This is a genomic window from Klebsiella sp. 1SOBk5mer, assembly GCF_046603115.1.
Taxonomy (GTDB): domain Bacteria; phylum Pseudomonadota; class Gammaproteobacteria; order Enterobacterales; family Enterobacteriaceae; genus Klebsiella; species Klebsiella quasipneumoniae.
On sequence record NZ_JBKIUU010000003.1, the window covers coordinates 22616 to 41409 of the forward strand.

At 56.6% G+C, this 18794-nt stretch carries 18 protein-coding genes and 2 pseudogenes; 12 read left to right on the forward strand and 8 right to left on the reverse strand.

The features are described from left to right. Positions 1-33: 33 nt before the first annotated feature. Positions 34-474: a heat shock protein HslJ gene (gene hslJ, locus ACLH1U_RS08885; RefSeq protein WP_023289430.1), complete on the forward strand. Its 441-nt coding sequence runs from the start codon at positions 34-36 to the stop codon at positions 472-474. A 31-nt stretch (positions 475-505) separates the two neighbouring features. Here hslJ and ACLH1U_RS08890 read toward each other — a convergent pair whose 3' ends face one another. Next, the gene (locus ACLH1U_RS08890) at positions 506-769 is read right to left on the reverse strand and encodes a DUF333 domain-containing protein (RefSeq protein ID WP_008805145.1); all 264 of its coding nucleotides are present in this window, start codon (positions 767-769) and stop codon (positions 506-508) included. A 361-nt stretch (positions 770-1130) separates the two neighbouring features. Between ACLH1U_RS08890 and nifJ the strand changes: the two genes are divergently transcribed. The 5 genes and pseudogenes from nifJ to ACLH1U_RS08915 form a co-directional block, all read left to right on the forward strand. Next, positions 1131-4658, forward strand: a complete 3528-nt coding sequence (gene nifJ / locus ACLH1U_RS08895; RefSeq protein ID WP_411299201.1) for a pyruvate:ferredoxin (flavodoxin) oxidoreductase — start codon at positions 1131-1133, stop codon at positions 4656-4658. Between the two features lie 357 nt (positions 4659-5015). Then, positions 5016-6140 carry a porin OmpK37 gene (gene ompK37 / locus ACLH1U_RS08900; RefSeq protein WP_023289428.1) on the forward strand — a complete coding sequence of 375 codons (1125 nt, stop codon included), beginning with the start codon at positions 5016-5018 and terminating at the stop codon, positions 6138-6140. A 144-nt stretch (positions 6141-6284) separates the two neighbouring features. Continuing rightward, a complete protein-coding gene (locus ACLH1U_RS08905; RefSeq protein WP_023289427.1) occupies positions 6285-6497 on the forward strand; it encodes a KTSC domain-containing protein in 213 nt (70 codons plus the stop codon). Between the two features lie 81 nt (positions 6498-6578). Further along, the gene (gene uspF / locus ACLH1U_RS08910) at positions 6579-7013 is read left to right on the forward strand and encodes a universal stress protein UspF (protein WP_023289426.1); all 435 of its coding nucleotides are present in this window, start codon (positions 6579-6581) and stop codon (positions 7011-7013) included. A gap of 326 nt (positions 7014-7339) precedes the next feature. Beyond that, a pseudogene (locus ACLH1U_RS08915) lies at positions 7340-7507 on the forward strand (SOS response-associated peptidase); the annotation flags it as partial. Between the two features lie 291 nt (positions 7508-7798). Here ACLH1U_RS08915 and ACLH1U_RS08920 read toward each other — a convergent pair. The 3 genes from ACLH1U_RS08920 to ACLH1U_RS08930 form a co-directional block, all read right to left on the reverse strand. Then, complete coding sequence (locus ACLH1U_RS08920) at positions 7799-8059, reverse strand: bacteriocin immunity protein (RefSeq protein WP_077266838.1); 261 nt, start codon at positions 8057-8059, stop codon at positions 7799-7801. Between the two features lie 179 nt (positions 8060-8238). Next, positions 8239-8403 carry a hypothetical protein gene (locus tag ACLH1U_RS08925; RefSeq protein ID WP_366204930.1) on the reverse strand — a complete coding sequence of 55 codons (165 nt, stop codon included), beginning with the start codon at positions 8401-8403 and terminating at the stop codon, positions 8239-8241. Between the two features lie 149 nt (positions 8404-8552). Beyond that, entirely contained in the window at positions 8553-8873 is a 321-nt protein-coding gene (locus ACLH1U_RS08930; protein ID WP_071996700.1) for a TonB family protein, read from the reverse strand. 446 nt (positions 8874-9319) lie between these two features. On the opposite strand from ACLH1U_RS08930, the pseudogene ACLH1U_RS08935 reads away from it, so the two are divergent. After that, a pseudogene (locus ACLH1U_RS08935) lies at positions 9320-9754 on the forward strand (tyrosine-type recombinase/integrase); the annotation flags it as partial. A 48-nt stretch (positions 9755-9802) separates the two neighbouring features. Continuing rightward, entirely contained in the window at positions 9803-10738 is a 936-nt protein-coding gene (gene ttcA / locus ACLH1U_RS08940) for a tRNA 2-thiocytidine(32) synthetase TtcA (protein WP_023289425.1), read from the forward strand. 45 nt (positions 10739-10783) lie between these two features. On the opposite strand, the gene dbpA is transcribed toward ttcA, so the two are convergent. From dbpA to zntB, 3 genes are all read right to left on the reverse strand, one after another. Next, entirely contained in the window at positions 10784-12157 is a 1374-nt protein-coding gene (gene dbpA, locus ACLH1U_RS08945) for an ATP-dependent RNA helicase DbpA (RefSeq protein WP_044522571.1), read from the reverse strand. 14 nt (positions 12158-12171) lie between these two features. Then, entirely contained in the window at positions 12172-12348 is a 177-nt protein-coding gene (locus ACLH1U_RS08950; RefSeq protein ID WP_369707506.1) for a hypothetical protein, read from the reverse strand. 335 nt (positions 12349-12683) lie between these two features. Then, positions 12684-13667 carry a zinc transporter ZntB gene (zntB, locus tag ACLH1U_RS08955; protein ID WP_032436262.1) on the reverse strand — a complete coding sequence of 328 codons (984 nt, stop codon included), beginning with the start codon at positions 13665-13667 and terminating at the stop codon, positions 12684-12686. A 278-nt stretch (positions 13668-13945) separates the two neighbouring features. Between zntB and ACLH1U_RS08960 the strand changes: the two genes are divergently transcribed. From ACLH1U_RS08960 to ACLH1U_RS08970, 3 genes are all read left to right on the forward strand, one after another. Then, positions 13946-14689 carry a DeoR/GlpR family DNA-binding transcription regulator gene (locus tag ACLH1U_RS08960; protein ID WP_032452613.1) on the forward strand — a complete coding sequence of 248 codons (744 nt, stop codon included), beginning with the start codon at positions 13946-13948 and terminating at the stop codon, positions 14687-14689. Beyond that, a complete protein-coding gene (locus ACLH1U_RS08965; RefSeq protein ID WP_411299202.1) occupies positions 14652-15770 on the forward strand; it encodes an oxidoreductase in 1119 nt (372 codons plus the stop codon). Before ACLH1U_RS08960 ends, ACLH1U_RS08965 begins: the two co-directional genes overlap by 38 nt. Before the next feature lie 236 nt (positions 15771-16006). Then, positions 16007-16201: a hypothetical protein gene (locus ACLH1U_RS08970; RefSeq protein ID WP_004203980.1), complete on the forward strand. Its 195-nt coding sequence runs from the start codon at positions 16007-16009 to the stop codon at positions 16199-16201. Positions 16202-16475: 274 nt separating this feature from the next. Here ACLH1U_RS08970 and ACLH1U_RS08975 read toward each other — a convergent pair whose 3' ends face one another. Further along, on the reverse strand, positions 16476-17855 hold the full coding sequence (locus ACLH1U_RS08975; protein WP_102003927.1) for an amino acid permease: 1380 nt from the start codon (positions 17853-17855) through the stop codon (positions 16476-16478). A 334-nt stretch (positions 17856-18189) separates the two neighbouring features. Here ACLH1U_RS08975 and ACLH1U_RS08980 point away from each other — a divergent pair, with 334 nt between their 5' ends. Continuing rightward, complete coding sequence (locus tag ACLH1U_RS08980) at positions 18190-18669, forward strand: Lrp/AsnC family transcriptional regulator (protein WP_023289419.1); 480 nt, start codon at positions 18190-18192, stop codon at positions 18667-18669. The last annotated feature ends 125 nt before the right edge of the window (positions 18670-18794 follow it).

An 18794-nucleotide genomic window follows, 5' to 3' on the forward strand; every position in this document is an offset into this window, starting at 1 on the left:
TTTTATTAGTAATGTGAATGTTTTGGAGTAAAAATGAACAAATTTGCGGCATTACTGGCGGCAGGGTTGCTGCTGTCCGGCTGTGTCTATAACAGTAAGGTGTCCACCGGCGCGGAACAGCTACAGCATCATCGTTTCGTGTTGACCAGCGTCAACGGCCAGGCGGTGAACGCGGGCGACCGGCCGCTGGAGCTGAGCTTCGGCGAGAAGACGGCTCTTACGGGCAATATGTATGTTTCGGGCAATATGTGCAACGGCTTCAGCGGGGAAGGTAAGGTGTCGGACGGCGAGCTGAAGGTTAAATCGCTGGCGATGACCCGGATGCTGTGCCACGATGCCCAGCTCAATACCCTTGACGCGACCATTGGTAAGATGCTGCGCGAGGGCGCGCAGGTCGATCTGACGGAAAACCAGTTGACGCTGGCGACCGCCGACCAGACGCTGGTCTATAAGCTCGCCGACCTGATGCACTAGCCGGCGTGGTGAACCCGCTGCGGGGTTGCCATTAATAGCCGCAGCTTCCGCCCGCCAGCGCCTGCTCGCTGCAGCGTTTACCGTTCGGCAACGCGCACATGCCAATCGCCGAACCATCGAGCTGACGAGCTACCGATAACGAGCCGCCTATCATGGCGCAGTTGGCCTGACCGGCGTCGCTCATCGCCGCCCGCATTCCTGGCGTGACGTGCGCCGCCGTGGCCTGCTGAACGGGTTCACTACTGCACGCCGACAGCAACAGCGCCGCACATCCCACTAATATCGCAGCTCGCATTTTCTCTCCCCTCGGAAACGTCTTAAAAAGCAAACCCAAGAATAATAGGCAGCGTGGCGCGCGGCGTCGAGAGGGGAAGTACGTATTTATGCGTCTCATTAACATTTTCTAGCAAATTTCTGCCTAAAGGTTGATCTCCCCCGGGTTCGCCACCGGACAATCGCTGGCCTTCACGCCCTGGAAAGCCACTTTCTCCGCGAACCGCGCAAAATATTGATCTGGTCACGGGTGGCCGCCGCATTGAGGACACAAATGCAAAAATGGCGGCATCAACGGTTTGCTAAACTACCTCTTATATAATTACAGGGCGCGTCGCGGTTTTACGCGTCCATTCTTTTGCGCAATGTAAGGGTGTCTTCCTATGATTACTATTGATGGTAATGGCGCGGTCGCTTCCGTCGCGTTTCGCACCAGTGAAGTTATCGCCATCTACCCGATCACGCCCAGTTCAACGATGGCGGAACAGGCCGACGCCTGGGCCGGCAATGGGCTGAAAAACGTCTGGGGCGATGTGCCCCGCGTGGTCGAAATGCAGTCGGAGGCAGGCGCCATTGGCGCCGTACATGGCGCGCTGCAGACCGGCGCCCTCTCCACCTCCTTTACCTCATCGCAGGGCCTGCTGCTGATGATCCCCACGCTGTACAAACTGGCCGGCCAGCTGATGCCGTTTGTCCTGCACGTCGCCGCCCGCACCGTCGCCACCCACGCGCTGTCGATCTTCGGCGACCATTCCGATGTGATGGCGGTCCGCCAGACCGGGTGCGCCATGCTGTGCGCCAGCAGCGTTCAGGAAGCGCAGGATTTCGCGCTGATCTCGCATATCGCCACTCTGCAAAGCCGGGTGCCGTTTATTCATTTCTTTGATGGTTTCCGCACCTCGCACGAAATCAACAAAATCGCCCCGCTGGCGGATGACACGATTCGCGCCCTGCTGCCGCAGGAAAAAATCGCTGAGCATCGCCAGCGCGCGCTCAATCCGGAACACCCGGTGATCCGCGGAACCTCGGCCAACCCTGACACCTACTTCCAGTCGCGGGAGGCCACCAACCCGTGGTACGACGCGGTTTATGATCATGTCGAGAAAGCGATGGATGACTTCACCGCCGCCACCGGCCGCCAGTACAAACCGTTTGAGTTTTACGGCCATCCGCAGGCGGAACGCGTCATCGTCATTATGGGCTCGGCCATCGGCACCTGCGAAGAGGTGGTCGATGAGTTGCTGAGCCGCGGCGAGAAAGTCGGCGTGCTGAAGGTCCGCCTCTATCGTCCGTTCTCCGCCGCCCACCTGCTGGCAGCGCTGCCGGAGAGCGTCCGGGCGGTGGCGGTGCTGGATCGCACCAAAGAACCTGGCGCGCACGCGGAGCCGCTGTATCTCGACGTGATGACCGCCCTGGCGGAAGCCTTTAACCGCGGCGAGCGCGAGACGCTGCCGCGGACCATCGGCGGCCGCTACGGTCTCTCTTCCAAGGAGTTCGGTCCGGAATGCGTGCTGGCGATATTCCATGAGCTGCAGGCCGCCCAGCCGAAGCCGCGCTTTACCGTCGGCATCTATGACGACGTGACCAACCTGTCGCTACCGCTGGGCGAAAATACCCTGCCGGCAGAGGCCAAGCTCGAAGCGCTGTTCTACGGCCTCGGCAGCGACGGCAGCGTGTCGGCCACCAAAAACAATATCAAAATCATCGGCAACTCCACCCCGTGGTTCTCCCAGGGGTACTTTGTCTATGACTCGAAGAAGGCGGGCGGCCTGACCGTCTCCCATCTGCGGGTCAGCGAAAAGCCGATTCGTTCTTCGTATCTGATTTCGCAGGCCGATTTCGTTGGCTGCCACCAGCTGCAGTTTATCGATAAATACCAGATGGCCGAGCGGCTGAAGCCCGGCGGCATTTTCCTGCTCAACACGCCGTACAGCGCCGATGAAGTCTGGTCCCGCCTGCCGCAGGAAGTGCAGGCCACCCTGAATCAGAAAAAAGCGCGTTTTTACGTGGTCAACGCGGCGAAGATCGCCCGCGAATGTAGCCTCGGGGCGCGCATTAATACCGTGATGCAGATGGCCTTCTTCCATCTGACTCACATCCTGCCTGGCGACAGCGCGCTGGCGGAACTGCAGGCGGCCATCGCCAAAAGCTACAGCAGCAAAGGTCAGGAGCTGGTGGAACGTAACTGGCAGGCGCTGGCCCTGGCCCGCGAGTCCCTGGCGGAAGTGCCGCTGCAGCCGGTGAATGCCAGCAGTCCGAACCGCCCGCCGGTGGTCTCCGACGCCGCGCCGGATTTCGTCAAAACGGTCACCGCCGCCATGCTGGCCGGCCTCGGCGATGCGCTGCCGGTCTCCGCCCTACCGCCGGACGGCACCTGGCCCATGGGCACCACCCGCTGGGAGAAACGCAACATCGCCGAAGAGATCCCGATCTGGAAGGAAGCGCTTTGCACCCAGTGTAACCACTGCGTTGCCGCCTGCCCGCACTCGGCAATCCGCGCCAAAGTGGTCGCGCCGGAGGACATGGAGAACGCCCCTGCCAGTCTGCACTCGCTGGACGTTAAATCCCGCGATATGCGCGGGCAGAAATACGTTCTGCAGGTCGCCCCGGAAGACTGCACCGGCTGCAACCTGTGCGTGGAAGTGTGCCCGGCAAAAGATCGCCAGAACCCGGAGATCAAGGCCATCAATATGATGTCGCGCCTGGAGCATGTTGAAGAGGAGAAAGTGAATTACGATTACTTCCTCAACCTGCCGGAAATCGACCGCAGCAAACTGGAGCGTATTGATATCCGCACTTCGCAGCTGATCAGCCCGCTGTTTGAATACTCCGGCGCCTGCTCCGGCTGTGGCGAAACGCCGTATATCAAACTGCTGACCCAGCTGTATGGCGACCGGATGCTGATTGCCAATGCCACCGGCTGCTCATCCATTTACGGCGGCAACCTGCCCTCGACCCCGTACACGACCGACGCCAACGGCCGCGGCCCGGCGTGGGCCAACTCGCTGTTTGAGGATAACGCTGAATTCGGGCTCGGCTTCCGCTTAACCGTCGACCAGCATCGCCAGCGCGTGATGCGCCTGCTGAGTGAATTCGCCCACCAGCTGCCGGCAGAGCTGAACGCGGCGCTGCATGCCGAGGCGACGCCGGAAGCGCGCCGCGAACAGGTGGCAGCCCTGCGTCAGGCGCTGGCCGGCGTGCAAGGCGCTGAAGAGCTGCTGACCGATGCCGACGCGCTGGTGGAGAAATCCGTCTGGCTGATCGGCGGCGATGGCTGGGCCTACGATATCGGCTTCGGCGGTCTGGACCATGTGCTGAGCCTGACGGAAAATGTCAACATTCTGGTGCTGGATACCCAGTGTTACTCCAACACCGGCGGCCAGGCGTCAAAAGCCACCCCGCTGGGGGCGGTCACTAAGTTTGGCGAGCACGGTAAACGCAAGGCGCGCAAAGATCTTGGCGTCAGCATGATGATGTACGGTCATGTCTATGTGGCGCAGATTTCGCTGGGCGCGCAGCTGAACCAGACAGTGAAAGCGATTCAGGAAGCGGAAGCCTATCCGGGGCCGTCGCTGATCATCGCCTACAGTCCTTGCGAAGAGCATGGCTACGATCTGGCGCTCAGCCACGATCAGATGCGTCAGCTGACCGCTACCGGCTTCTGGCCGCTCTACCGCTTCGACCCGCGTCGGGCGGAAGAAGGCAAGATCCCGCTGGCGCTGGACTCCCGCCCACCGTCAGACGCCCTGGCTGAGACGCTGCTCAATGAGCAACGCTTCCGTCGCCTGAATGCGCAGCAGCCGGAAGTGGCGGAGCAACTGTGGAAAGACGCTGCCGCCGACCTGCAGAAGCGCTACGACTTCCTCGCCCAGCTGGCGGGCAAAGCGGAGAAATCACCGAGCGAGAGCTGAGGTTATTTTTCTCCCGCAGCCATAAAAAAAGCCCGAACATAAAGTTCGGGCTTGTCGTTTTACCGATAAACAAAATCATTCCGCAGAATGAGACGGCAAATAAAAATGCTTGGCATGACAATAAAGGCATATAACGCCCGAATAATACGCGATCAATCTGGATATGTATAATTTTTATTTTGTATATTATTTGTAGATATATTCACCATAATTATCACCATTACTTCAGACGTATTTTATTTAGATTTTACTTATATCGTAACAATTGAGTCTTACCATATCTCAGACCGCTCCTTTAGCATGAGTTCACTTCCTTCCCGGAAGCTAGAACATAAAAACAGTTAAAGGAATTTCTTCATGAAAAGAAAAGTACTGGCCCTCGTTATTCCGGCTTTATTAGCCGCTGGCGCTGCGCACGCGGCGGAAATTTATAATAAAGACGGAAATAAATTAGATGTCTATGGCAAGGTAGACGGTCTGCACTATTTCTCCAGCGACTCGAAAAAAGACGGCGACCAAACTTACGTTCGCTTTGGCTTTAAAGGCGAAACCCAGATCAACGATATGCTCACCGGTTACGGCCAGTGGGAATACAACGTTCAGGCCAACAATACCGAAAGCGCCGGCGATCAGGCGTGGACCCGTCTGGCCTTCGCCGGTATCAAAGTGGGCGATTACGGTTCTTTCGACTACGGTCGTAACTACGGCGTGCTGTACGACGTCGAAGGCTGGACCGATATGCTGCCGGAGTTCGGCGGCGACTCTTACACCTATGCGGATAACTTTATGGCAGGCCGCGCCAACGGCGTCGCGACCTACCGCAACAGCGATTTCTTCGGTCTGGTGGATGGTCTGAACTTCGCCCTGCAGTATCAGGGTAAAAACGAAGGCCAAAACGCCCAGGATATCAACGTCGGCACCAACAACCGCAGCAGCGACAGCGATGTTCGCTTTGACAACGGCGACGGTTTCGGTCTCTCCACCTCCTATAACTTCGGCATGGGCATCAGCGCGGCTGCGGCCTATACCTCTTCTGATCGTACCAACGACCAGATGACCCGGACCAACGCCCGCGGCGATAAAGCCGAAGCCTGGACTGCAGGCCTGAAGTACGACGCCAACGATATCTACCTGGCGACCATGTACTCTGAAACCCGCAACATGACCCCGTACGGCAATGACGGCGTGGCCAACAAGACGCAAAACTTCGAAGTCACCGCTCAGTATCAGTTCGACTTCGGTCTGCGTCCGGCTATCTCCTACCTGCAGTCCAAAGGCAAAGATCTCTATAATACCGGCAGCTACGCCGATAAAGATCTGGTCAAATATATGGACGTCGGCGCCACCTATTACTTCAACCGTAATATGTCCACCTACGTTGATTACAAAATCAACCTGCTGGATGACAACGACAGCTTCTACAAAGACAACGGTATTTCTACCGACAACATCGTCGCGCTGGGCCTGGTTTACCAGTTCTGATGCGCCAGCCCGCCGGTTCCGGCGGGCTTTATCTCTCTTTGCATCGCAGCAGCTAAAACAAAACAATATATCCCACAGCTTAAAATAGCCGTCCTTTTAGTGATATAGTCGTGCTCAGTCAGTGCCTGCCCGAGGACGTCCATCATGCATCATCACCCGGTAAAATCTTCCCGAATTATCTCTGTCGCCTATGATGACGCCTCCGCCACGCTGGAAATCTGTTTTTATCACCAGCCGCCGTTGCAATATACCGGGGTTCCACCGCGTATTTTTCGTGACTTTTTACAGGTGGTGTCAAAAGGCCGATTTTATGACGGCGTGATAAAGGGAAAATTCCCCGAACGCAAGCCACGTTAATGTCAAAGTGTGACTGCGGTCATGATACAAAACGTGCCATAATGCCGTACAATATGAGGGGATACTTAAACAGGAGGTTTTATGAGCAGAATGATTCTTGTCCCCATCGATATCTCTGATAAAGAATTTACTGAACGCATTATCAGTCACGTTGAATCGGAAGCGCGGATTGACGACGCTGAGGTCCATTTCCTCTCCGTTATCCCTTCCCTGCCTTATTATGCCTCACTGGGAATGGCCTATACCGCCGAACTGCCTGGTATGGATGAGCTGCGCGAAGGGACGGAAACGCAGCTTAAAGAGCTCGCGAAGCAGTTCTCTATCCCGGAAGATCGGAAACATTTTCACGTTGCCGAAGGGTCGCCAAAGGATAAGATCCTGGCCCTCGCCAGGTCGCTACCCGCCGACCTGGTGATCATCGCTTCGCACCGGCCGGATATTACCACCTATCTGCTGGGCTCCAACGCCGCCGCGGTGGTCCGCCACGCCGAGTGCTCGGTGCTGGTCGTTCGCTAACGCCTCAGCCCGCCGCCCGGCGGGCTTTTTATTTTTACTTCTGCCCCTGCCCGCAGCGGAAAGTGCCGGAAAGATGCTGACATTCCGCCCCTGAATCCGTACCATACACGCCACGGTTGTCTGTCAGACCTCATTAATTGCTACGCGCCAGCGCCACGTTGTCCAGCGGCTGGCAGAACGCGTGCTCTTCTGATGCCACACTATGAATTGAGCCACTATTACATGCTGCAAAATCAAGAAATCAGCAAAAATGTACAACATCAATAAGTTGTGCTCCCCAACCAACTGAATTTATTTTGTATTTACATACAGCCAGCCCCCCACACCGCCGGCCGCTGGTCCTGGCACCTGAATCCACCCGGGAATGGATGAGGTAGGCTATTCGAGGAAAAGAGGTGAATGAGATAATTGCAGATGGTGCGGTACCTGCAGATCATTTCACATGGCACCCCGTTTTCCGAGCGGTGGACAACGTTAGGAATCAGGGGGCGTAATTGATTGAGGCTATTAAAATCCAATAACCTGATAATACCCGCACTATGCTGAAAGCAGACCTTGGTGTTCTGCTTGCCTTTTGCTTCGGGAATGCCCTCAAAGCGCATAAGTTAAGGAAGTTGCTCAGGCTCCGACGGCATCTTTAGGGCTGGTTGATAAAAAATCAAAATTGTGAGCTACTTTCATCGATAATAAATTCAACGTAATAAAAAACCGCCGGCGCGAGTTTCAATCAGAAGTCATCTATTATCACGTTAAGATAGGTAAGATAACGCAACTGTACCGATCAGCTACTCTTTGAAACCAGGCTTGCCATTCCTGGCCCGCCATTCTTTCACTTCCTTAACAACCCTTTCCGGACTATCCTCTCGGCCCTTTGGAGGATAGAAAATTACATCAGAACCATTAGGGTGTTCAGTGATACGTTCAAACTCTAAAACATTTTGCACATCTTCATCTTCGGTTGTATTATCCGGTTTAAATATCTTTTCCACAAAAGCTAAAAACTCAGATTCGGTGTAATCAGAAATGCTTTTTTTATTGTCCATCATTTACCACCATTGCTTAGTGAACTTCGACATGGCTTTTTGTGCATAATAACTCGTCAGTTCTCAATACCATACACATCACCGGTATTTTAATAGCTTTTGCGTGTTCTAATTCATGTTTAAGCCTTCCCCCGACATGCTCATTTTACGAATGAACGACCATGTTTCTAACTTGATACCCCCTAAGCTAGCTTGTCAAACCGCTCAGTTAGCTCAGTGGTATCAGAAACCGCCTTCCTGAAAGCTCTCCCGAATGAATGAAAGTTCGAAAACTCACAGCAACGAAATTTATCAGCAATCACACCGGGAACAGGAGAGCCTGACTCGTCTCCGTTTTTTTCAGCCAACCATGACTAACCTGCTCCCCTTAACCAGTGATTTTGCCAGGTAAATCTCTAGAGCTTGCCAACATAACATCACTTGGCTCGACTCCCATTGCAAGAGCATCAGGCTGCTAGATCTCTCAGTACACAAAATCCAGGTAGGCTAGCAGTATTTACGGTTGAGATGGACGAAATCTTATTGTTCCACGCGCAATGCCTGGCTTTCCGGGCTCATACTTGCATTTTCTCATTGCTGATCTTGTTTCTCTAAAAAAGATCTCAGCACCAGTTGTCTCAACAGAAGTTACTTCCCCTTTTTCATTTACTGAGGCAGCGTAATTTACAGTGCCACTAATCCGATTAGCCATGGCAGAAACTGGATAATAAGGATTAGGGCAACTTATCCGCACAGGCACAACTTCTTCTTTATTTTCTGCAGCAAGTGCCAAGTTTGATATAAGAACAGCGCAAACCAGAAGTAATGTTTTTTTCATAACCGATACCAATTGTTGTTTTCCTTATGTCTATAGATCCCTAATACGCCTTTTTCATGCAACGCCGGAGGATGCGGCTCCACTTCTACATCCCCGCTGGTATGGAGGGGATTATATATCACAGCCGGGTTAGCTGCGCGCTTTGCGTTCTGCGGGGGATTGAGGCATCGCCATTCTTCCGCAGGGCTACTCCTTCCCTATAACGCTTCCATTCACCTATATTCCATTAATAAATGAGGAGTTTCGACTTATCATTTAGGGTCAAGTAAAGTAAACACCTCTCTTACAGCCAGATTTCCAATCTTATGTGAGCCCCAAAACCCGGCACTGATTGCCGGGTATTTTATTGCTTCCCAGGTGCTTTTACGGTTTCTCACGCCCGGCACATCTCCGGCGAGTTACCTCTCACCAGCGCCTCAGCAAAAGGCCTCGGTATGGTATTAGCAGCAGGAAACCGGACGATACAATTGCTCGGCCCTGCCCTGGATGCGCTGAAAGCGCAGCATGAACTGACAGCTGGACATCCGGTATCCACTATCACGTTTCACCACAGGGAATACGGCTCAAGCGAGGAACAGAATTTGCGATTTGTTTTCATGCCGCGGAGACGAAAAGGCGAGCAAAAACCCTGCTACTCGCACAGCAGCATAGGCAGCAGATGGGAAGCTGCAGTAAAACGCGCTGGCATTCGCCGCAGGAATCCGTACCATACGCGGCATACTTTTGCCTGCTGGCTCCTGACGGCTGGCGCAAACCCGTCTTTTATAGCCAATCAGATGGGGCATGAAAACGCGCAAATGGTGTACGACGTTTATAGTACATGGATAGAAGAGATGAACGGCGACCAGGTTTCTATGTTGAATTCCCGGCTTGGGCTTTAACACATTTTGCCCCCTATATGCCCCTTTTAGATTTTGAGAATGTTAATAATGCAAGAAAATCAAGAACTTACAAAGAAAGAGAAATACAACATCGACAAGCTGCAGAAACGTCTGCGCCGCAACGTCGGTGAGGCGATCGCCGACTTCAATATGATTGAAGAAGGCGACCGCATTATGGTTTGTCTGTCAGGCGGCAAGGACAGCTATACCATGCTGGAGATCCTGCGTAACCTGCAGAAAAGCGCGCCCATCTCCTTCTCACTGGTGGCGGTGAACCTCGACCAGAAACAGCCCGGGTTCCCGGAGCATATTCTGCCGGCTTATCTTGAGCAGCTGGGAGTTGAATACAAGATTGTCGAAGAGAATACCTACGGCATCGTCAAAGAGAAGATCCCGGAAGGGAAAACCACCTGCTCGCTCTGCTCTCGCCTGCGTCGCGGCATTCTCTACCGTACCGCCAGCGAACTCGGCGCCACCAAGATTGCCCTCGGCCATCATCGCGACGACATCCTGCAGACGCTGTTCCTGAATATGTTCTACGGCGGCAAAATGAAAGGAATGCCGCCGAAGCTGATGAGCGATGACGGCAAACACATCGTCATCCGCCCGCTGGCCTACTGCCGTGAAAAGGACATCGAGCGCTTCTCCCAGGCCAAGGGCTTCCCGATCATTCCATGCAACCTGTGCGGGTCGCAGCCTAACCTGCAGCGCCAGGTGATCGCCGATATGCTTCGCGACTGGGATAAGCGTTATCCGGGACGCATTGAAACCATGTTTAGCGCGATGCAGAACGTTGTGCCTTCGCACCTGAGCGACGTTAATCTGTTTGATTTTAAAGGCATCACCCACGGTTCTGAGGTGGTGGACGGCGGCGATCTGGCGTTTGATCGGGAAGAGATTCCCCTGCAGCCTGCCGGCTGGCAGCCGGAGGAAGAGGACGCCCGGTTAGATGAGCTGCGTCTGAACGTAGTGGAAGTGAAGTAACCCGAAAGCGTCTCAGGCCGCCGCCTGAGACGCGCTATTCTGCCCTTACTTCAGCAGTCGTACGCGGCAGGCTTTGCCTTTGATCTTACCGTTTTGTAACTGCTTATACGCTTTCTGCGCCATATTCTGGCGGATCGCCACATAGACGTGGGCCGGGTGGACGGTAATTTTGCCGATATCGGCGCCATCAAACCCCATATCTCCGGTCAACGCTCCCAGCACATCTCCCGGGCGCATTTTCGCCTTTTTTCCGCCGTCGATGCACAGCGTCGCCATCTCCGCCGTCAGCGGCGTGATAGCGTTGCCCGTCGGCGCCGGCAGCCAGTTAAGGGATAATTGCAGCATGTCGGCCAGAATGGTGGCGCGCTGCGCCTCTTCCGGCGCGCAGAAGCTGATAGCCAGGCCTTGTTCGCCGGCGCGGGCGGTACGGCCGATGCGGTGAACATGCACCTCCGGATCCCAGGCCAGCTCGAAGTTCACCACCAGCGCGAGAGATTTGATGTCCAGGCCGCGGGCGGCGACGTCGGTCGCCACCAGAACCCGGACGCTGCCGTTCGCGAAGCGCACCAGCGTTTGATCGCGGTCGCGCTGCTCGAGGTCACCGTGCAGCGATAATGCGCTCTGCCCGGCGGCGTTGAGCGCATCGCAGACCGCCTGGCAATCGCGCTTGGTATTGCAGAACACCACGCAGGACGCCGGCTGATGCTGGCTAAGCAGACGCTGGAGCAGCGCAATCTTGCCGTGGCGGGAAACTTCAAAGAACTGCTGTTCGATAGCCGGTAACGCATCGACGCTGTCAATCTCAATCGTTTCCGGATGACGCTGCACCCGACCGCTGATCGCCGCGATCGCCGCAGGCCAGGTGGCGGAAAACAGCAGCGTCTGCCGGTCAGCCGGCGCGAAGCGGATCACCTCGTCGATGGCGTCGCTGAAGCCCATATCGAGCATGCGGTCCGCTTCATCCATCACCAGGGTCTGCAGCGCGTCGAGAGAGACCGTCCCCTTCTGCAGATGATCGAGCAGACGGCCCGGGGTGGCGACGATAATATGCGGGGCGTGCTGCAGTGAATCGCGCTGAGCGCCAAACGGCTGCCCGCCGCAGAGCATCAAAATCTTGATGTTCGGCAGGCAGCGCGCCAGACGGCGCAGCTCGCCGGCAACCTGATCGGCCAGTTCACGGGTCGGACACAGCACCAGCGACTGGGTCTCAAAGCGCGACGGATCGATATGCTGCAGCAGGCCCAGCCCGAAGGCGGCCGTTTTTCCGCTGCCGGTTTTTGCCTGCACGCGCACATCTTTCCCCGCGAGGATCGCCGGCAGGGCGGCGGCCTGAACCGGCGTCATCGACAGATAACCCAGCTCGTTAAGGTTGGCTAATTGGGCGGCAGGTAAAACAGTCAGGGTAGAAAAAGCGGTCACAATGTATTCTCGTATTAAAGGACAGACGATCTGCAGGCGCGTATCCTCGCAGATCTCCGCGCCTGATGCGACAATTTAATCGGCTCTTCATCAGGCGGCGGATCGGGCTGCGGCTGCGGGCGCGGTCGCGGATCGGGTAAAGGAACCGGATCGTTCGGCTCGGGCGAGATGGGGATGGACTGGGCTGTCAGCCCTGAAGCGTAATGCATAGTGGCCTCCCGGAAAGTGATACGGGCGTACCCGCAGGCGTAAACGGCCTGAAGACCGTCGGGTGTCTTAGTAAGCGTAGAAGCTGGTCAGGAGAGCGCAAAAAAAAAGCCGACTCAACAAAGTCGGCGTCGTACGAATCAATTGTGCTATGCAGTAATTCAAAAAAGGAAGTAAGACAATATGGAGCGCAACGCCCATCGCTTGACGTTGCATTCACCTGCGAGAGAGATATTGCCCTGAATGGGTAGAGGGTTTATTGATTTCGCTCAAACATTGCCGGGTTTTCCCGGCATCGTCGCCGCCAAAAGGCGATTCTTTACAACCATTTACTGCGATGTAACCACCACGCAACACCACCGATGACAACGACTAACATCAGGCAGAAGAGGCTAAAGCCCAGATGCCAGCTGTTACCTGGGATCCCCCCGAGGTTGACACCGAACAGGCCGGTTAAAAAGGTGCTGGGCAGAAACACCATCGCCATCAACGACATCGTATAGGTACGCCGCGCCAGCGACTCCTGCATAATCTGGGCGATCTCATCGCTCATGATCGCCGTCCGGGCAATGCAGCTGTCGATCTCGTCCAGCCCGCGCCCCAGCCGCTCGGCGATATCCTGCATCCGCCGCCGCTGATCGTCGCTCATCCACGGCAGGCGTTCGCTGGCCAGCCGGGCGTAAACATCGCGCTGCGGCGCCATATACCGGCGCATCACAATCAGCTGCTTACGCAGTAGCGCGAGAAAACCGCGCGGCGGCACCTGCTGATCGAGCAGGTCGTCTTCGAGGTCGATAATTCGGTCGTGCAGTTGTTCAATAAACTCACTGGCATGATCGGTCAGCGCGTCGCAGACTTCCACCAGCCAGCTGCCGCCATCCGTCGGCCCATTACCCTCCTTCAGGTCGCCCAGCACATCGTCCAGCGCCAGCACTTTGCGCTGACGAGTGGAGACGATCAGCCGCTCATCCATATACAGACGCATCGCCACCAGCTGGTCTGGCCGTTCATCGGTGCTGCCGTTGATGCAGCGCAGGGTAATCAACGCCCCGTCGCCGATCCGCGTCACCCGCGGTCGGGTGCTCTCGCCCGCCAGGGCATCGCGCACGTTATTGGGCAGCAACGGGGTGGCCGCCAGCCAGTCGGCGCTGTCGCTATGGGTATAGTTGAGATGCAGCCAGCAGGGTTTCTCTTTGTCGATAATATCGTCATCGGCGAGCGGCTTCACGCCCCCCTGCCCGTCGAGCACCCACGCGAAGATCGCGTCCGGTATCTGCAACTCCGAGCCTTTAATCGCGTCCACTCAACCTCCGTTAATCCATGCCTGTCGCATTGCGCGCACTCTGTATAAGGTACGCGAAAGCGCGCTTTTTCGCTGTTTATTGCCCGGTGAAAGAGGCTAATCGCTTCATTAAAAAGCGCTTTCCCCCGGGCCGCGCCCGCTTTCCTCATTTAACGTTAAAGTGTAGTGAAATCAAGTTCTTCAGGTTTTGCGCGGTTCACTGCGACCTTTTGCGGTTTATTTTGCGGCTTTTTGCTGTATTATGCCGTTTATTGCGTCAATTTGCGGAGTCCCTCGCCATGCATAAGCTCGCGCGACAAAAACACATCCTTGACCGGCTGAGTGAAACCGGTCAGCTGAGCATCAGCGAACTGGTTGATGCGCTGCAGGTGTCGGCCGATACCATACGCCGGGATCTCAGTGAGCTGGAAAACCAGGGGGTACTGCAGAAAAGCCACGGCGGTGCCATCGCGCTTAACGTCCCGGCGATGACGCGCCAGGGAAGAAACGCCCTGCTCCCCGGAACGAAACAGCGTCTGGGCCAGCAGGTCGCCGCGCGCATCCCCTCCGGCTCGACGCTGTTTCTCGACGCCGGCAGCACACTGCTGGCCGTCGCTACACAGCTGAAAGGCCCCATGACCGTGATCACCGCGTCGCTGGATATCGCTCAGCTGTTCAGCGACCGCGCCGATATCCAGCTTATCCTGCTTGGCGGCCAGTGGGACAGTGAACAGCGGCTGTTCGCCGGCAGCGCCACGCTGTCGCTGGTGGCGCGCTACCGCGCCGATATCGCGATTCTCGGCGCCTGCGCGTTGCATGCCGAACTGGGCCTGAGCGCCAGCCAGGAGGCCGATGCGGACGTAAAACGCGCCATGCTCGCCGCCAGCGCGGAACACTGGCTGGTGGCGGACCATACCAAAGTCAACCATTGCGAACCCTGGCTGGTGGCCGGTCTCAGCGACATTCACCATCTTTTCCTCGATCGTCCCTGGCCTGAGCTGGGGGATGATCCTGCCCTCTCTGTACATATTGCTGACGCTTAACAACGTGGAGAACCTGATGAGTAACAACACGATAAATATCGCCCTGATTGGCTATGGCTTTGTCGGTAAGACTTTCCACGCGCCGCTTATCCGTTCGGTGCCGGGCCTGAACCTGGCCTTCGTCGCCTCGCGCGATGAAGAGAAAGTCAAACGCGACCTGCCGGACGTCACGGTGATCGCTTCCCCGGAAGCGGCGGTCCAGCACCCGGATGTCGATCTGGTGGTTATCGCCTCCCCTAACGCCACGCACGCGCCGCTGGCCCGCCTGGCGCTGAACGCCGGCAAGCATGTTGTGGTGGACAAACCCTTTACCCTTGATATGCAGGAGGCCCGGGAGCTGATCGCCCTGGCGCAGGTGAAACAGCGGCTGCTTTCCGTCTTCCATAACCGCCGTTGGGACAGCGATTATCTCGGTATCCGTCAGGTTATTGAGCAGGGCGCCATCGGCACGGTGAAACATTTTGAGTCCCATTTCGACCGTTTCCGCCCGGAAGTCCGCGTCCGCTGGCGCGAGCAGAACGTCCCCGGCAGCGGCTTATGGTTCGATCTGGGGCCGCACCTGACCGATCAGGCGCTGCAGCTGTTTGGTCTGCCGCAGTCGGTACAGGGCAATATCGCCACCCTGCGCGACGGCGCGGAGATCAACGACTGGGCGCATGTGGTCTTAAACTACCCGGCGCATAAAGCGATCCTCCACTGCAGCATGCTGGTCGCGGGGGGCTCCTCGCGCTTCACGGTGCATGGCGATAAAGGCAGCGTTGTTAAAGCGCGGGCCGACCAGCAGGAGAGCCAGCTGCTGGCGGGTGTGGTGCCGGGAAGCGCCGGCTGGGGAGAGGATGAGGATGGGCTGGTTATCTATGACGCCTCGCTGCAGACCCAAACCCAGCCTACCCCGCCGGGCGATCAGCGCCAGTACTATATGCAGATCCGCGACGCGCTGAAGGGCCTGATCGCCAATCCGGTGCCGCCGGTGCAGGCGCTGGCGGTGATGGCCGTCCTGGAAGCGGCGGCGCGCTCTGCAGAAAGCGGCGTGGCGCAGACCCTCGACCTGACCGACGACGAGCGCAACGCGCTGCGCTAAGCCTGTCGTTACTCCGGTTATCTGCGCAGCCTGCAGGTAACCGGATCGCCACCCCGACTGCAGAAATAATCACTGCCTGTCAGCAGATTATCCTTTCTTTATCCTGCCTTTTTGCCTAAAGCACCGCTGGAAATTTCAGCCAATTGGGAGGAGGATAGAGAACAGATCGATCGTGATGAGAACAAGGTTGCTGACGCTGTGGACGCGGTGACCGCAATACCGGACAGGAGAAGCTCATGTACTACACGTTAGGAGATACCACTCTCCATTTTTATCGCTATCAGTGCAAATTCTACGTCGCCCACTGGGAAGGAGGGAACGTGATGGACGAAAAATTTAAACCGTTTATCGAGCAGATCACTGAGAAGACCGGGCTGGACGCGAAGCGCGTCGAGACCGCCGCGCGCGATTATTTTACTAACGTGGATTAACAGGCAGCCTGTTGCGGTATACCGAAGGCCAGGCCGACGCGCCTGCCGTTGATCTCCCCCCTTCCGCCGCCACGGCCCTCGTTCCCGCTGGCGGCTCTCCTTCCCCACCGGCGATAAACAGGATAACGACCAGCCAGAACCCCATGCTGTCTGCCTCACGCTTTTGTCAATTTTCAGACCGATAACGTGAGATGTCATTTATCGTAATTATCTATTTCCCCGTGATTTTTTAGTCGAAACAATATCGCCCTGCCGCCAGGCAGGGCGTCGGCGACTACCGCTCCTCCAGCGCCGCCACCGGCTCCGGCGCGCTTTTCCTGCGCAGCAGATAGCCTGCGGCAAGGATCAGCAGCCATACCGGGATCAGGCAGACGGAGATGCGGATGTCCGGGGTCAGATACATCACCCCGAGGATCCCGGCGAGAAACAGCAGACACAGCCAGTTTGTCAGGGGATAGGCGAAACTCTGGAAAGCCGTTACCTTCCCGGCCTGCTGCATGGCGCGACGGAACTTAAGATGAGTGATGCAGATCATCGCCCAGTTGATGACCAGGGCGGCCACCACCAGGGCCATCAGCAGAGCAAAGGCTTTCCCGGGCATCACATAGTTAATCACCACGCAAAGCGCCGTGGCGACGGCGGACACCGCCAGGGCGGTCAACGGGCTCCCGCGGTGGTTCACCCGCAGCAGCGCGCGCGGGGCGTTGCCCTGCTGAGCCAGGCCGAACAGCATCCGGCTGTTGCAGTAGACGCAGCTGTTGTAGACCGACAGCGCGGCGGTGAGCACCACCAGATTGAGGGCGTTGGCCACAATATTGCTGTCAATGGCGTGAAAGATCAGCACAAAGGGGCTTCCCCCTTCCACGACGTTCCGCCACGGGTAGAGTGACAGCAAGACCGCCAGCGACCCCACATAAAAAAGCAGAATACGGTAGATCACCTGGTTGGTGGCTTTGGGAATGGTTTTATGCGGTTCGTCGGCTTCCGCCGCGGTGATCCCCACCAGCTCAAGCCCGCCGAAGGAGAACATGATCACCGCCATGGCCATCACTAAGCCCGTGATACCGTTAGGGAAAAATCCCCCGTCCTGCCACAGGTTGGCCACCGTCGCCGCCGGCCCGCCGTGACCGCTAAATAACAGATAGCAGCCAAAGGCGATCATGCTGATGATGGCGGCCACTTTGACAATTGAGAACCAGAACTCCAGCTCGCCATACACTTTGACGTGCGTCAGGTTGATGGCGTTGATCGCCACGAAGAAGATTGCCGCCGACAGCCAGGTGGGTACCTCCGGCCACCAGTACTGAATATAGATCCCCACCGCCGTCAGCTCCGCCATGCTTACCAGCACGTACAACACCCAGTAATTCCAGCCGGACATAAACCCGGCGAAGGGCCCCCAGTAGCGGTTGGCGAAATGGCTGAACGACCCCGCCACCGGCTCCTCTACCACCATTTCGCCAAGCTGACGCATGATAAAGAAGGCGATAACCCCGGCGATGGCGTACCCCAGCAGGACCGAGGGGCCTGCCATACGGATCGTTTGCGCGATACCTAAAAACAGTCCGGTGCCGACCGCCCCCCCGAGGGCGATCAACTGGATATGGCGGTTTTTTAACCCGCGCTTTAACTGATGCTCTTGCTGCGTTGTCATCTCTGACCTGCCCCTGTCTGTAAAAAGTCACTTTCGCCGGTAGCAACTTTCAGGCCAGCGGATCGTAGCGGAGCGTCAGGCCAAAACTAATCCATTGAATGATATTGAAATATTATTTTCCAGTTCGTTCTGAAAGCTGGTCATCGCGCCGCTGACCTGGCGCATAACGCGCGAAAATTGGCCAGATGACGCACAGATCATGAGAAAACAAGTAACTGAATGCATGAAGCTGACCCGTTTTGGTGCATCCGGTTTGCCGCCGTCGGGTCAGGCTTCACGCCAGGCAAAAAACTGTTAGGCTGGTAGCCACTTTTACGTTCCGCTAGTGGCCACTATGTACAACATCGACGACTATGATCTGAAAATTCTTACCCTGCTGCAGGCCAATGGCCGTTTGACCAATCAGGAGCTTAGCGAGCTTATCGGCCTGTCCGCTTCCCAGTGTTCGCGCCGCCGTATCGCCCTTGAACAGGCGCAGCTTATCCTCGGCTACCATGCGCGTCTGGCGCCGGATGCCGCCGGGCAGGAGATGCTTGGCCTGATTGAGGTGCGCCTGCTGAATCACACCCCGCAATGCGTGGAGAGCTTTCATCAGATGCTCAGTGAAGTGGACGCCATTCTGGACGCCTGGAAAACCACCGGCGACGCCGATTATCTGCTGCGGGTAACGGTCCCGGACCTGCCCGGACTGAGCCATTTGATCAGCCATATTCTGGCGCAAAACAAAGGGGTGGCTCATCTGAAAACCGCCGTCGTGCTCAACCGCCTGAAGGAGAACGGCCAGCTGATGCCGGGCACGCCCTCGCTGCGCTGAATCGGAGCACAGTGCCCTGCGCTGGTGCAGATGCGGGGCCAGTCAATGCGTGATAAGCAGTAAATTCGCACAATTTACGCATTTCATAACCATTATGCGCACGACTCGTGCGATTTTCTCTTTCC

What these genes read in the sequence shown, in the direction of transcription:
- ACLH1U_RS08930 (WP_071996700.1), bottom strand. Translation starts at nt 8,873, where the DNA reads ATGAAAAAAACATTACTTCTGGTTTGCGCTGTTCTTATATCAAACTTG.
- ACLH1U_RS08965 (WP_411299202.1), top strand. Translation starts at nt 14,652, where the DNA reads ATGATCCTGCCCTCTCTGTACATATTGCTGACGCTTAACAACGTGGAG.
- nifJ (WP_411299201.1), top strand. Translation starts at nt 1,131, where the DNA reads ATGATTACTATTGATGGTAATGGCGCGGTCGCTTCCGTCGCGTTTCGC.
- ACLH1U_RS08980 (WP_023289419.1), top strand. Translation starts at nt 18,190, where the DNA reads ATGTACAACATCGACGACTATGATCTGAAAATTCTTACCCTGCTGCAG.
- ACLH1U_RS08970 (WP_004203980.1), top strand. Translation starts at nt 16,007, where the DNA reads ATGTACTACACGTTAGGAGATACCACTCTCCATTTTTATCGCTATCAG.
- hslJ (WP_023289430.1), top strand. Translation starts at nt 34, where the DNA reads ATGAACAAATTTGCGGCATTACTGGCGGCAGGGTTGCTGCTGTCCGGC.
- ompK37 (WP_023289428.1), top strand. Translation starts at nt 5,016, where the DNA reads ATGAAAAGAAAAGTACTGGCCCTCGTTATTCCGGCTTTATTAGCCGCT.
- ACLH1U_RS08960 (WP_032452613.1), top strand. Translation starts at nt 13,946, where the DNA reads ATGCATAAGCTCGCGCGACAAAAACACATCCTTGACCGGCTGAGTGAA.
- ttcA (WP_023289425.1), top strand. Translation starts at nt 9,803, where the DNA reads ATGCAAGAAAATCAAGAACTTACAAAGAAAGAGAAATACAACATCGAC.
- ACLH1U_RS08890 (WP_008805145.1), bottom strand. Translation starts at nt 769, where the DNA reads ATGCGAGCTGCGATATTAGTGGGATGTGCGGCGCTGTTGCTGTCGGCG.
- ACLH1U_RS08905 (WP_023289427.1), top strand. Translation starts at nt 6,285, where the DNA reads ATGCATCATCACCCGGTAAAATCTTCCCGAATTATCTCTGTCGCCTAT.
- uspF (WP_023289426.1), top strand. Translation starts at nt 6,579, where the DNA reads ATGAGCAGAATGATTCTTGTCCCCATCGATATCTCTGATAAAGAATTT.
- ACLH1U_RS08920 (WP_077266838.1), bottom strand. Translation starts at nt 8,059, where the DNA reads ATGATGGACAATAAAAAAAGCATTTCTGATTACACCGAATCTGAGTTT.
- ACLH1U_RS08975 (WP_102003927.1), bottom strand. Translation starts at nt 17,855, where the DNA reads ATGACAACGCAGCAAGAGCATCAGTTAAAGCGCGGGTTAAAAAACCGC.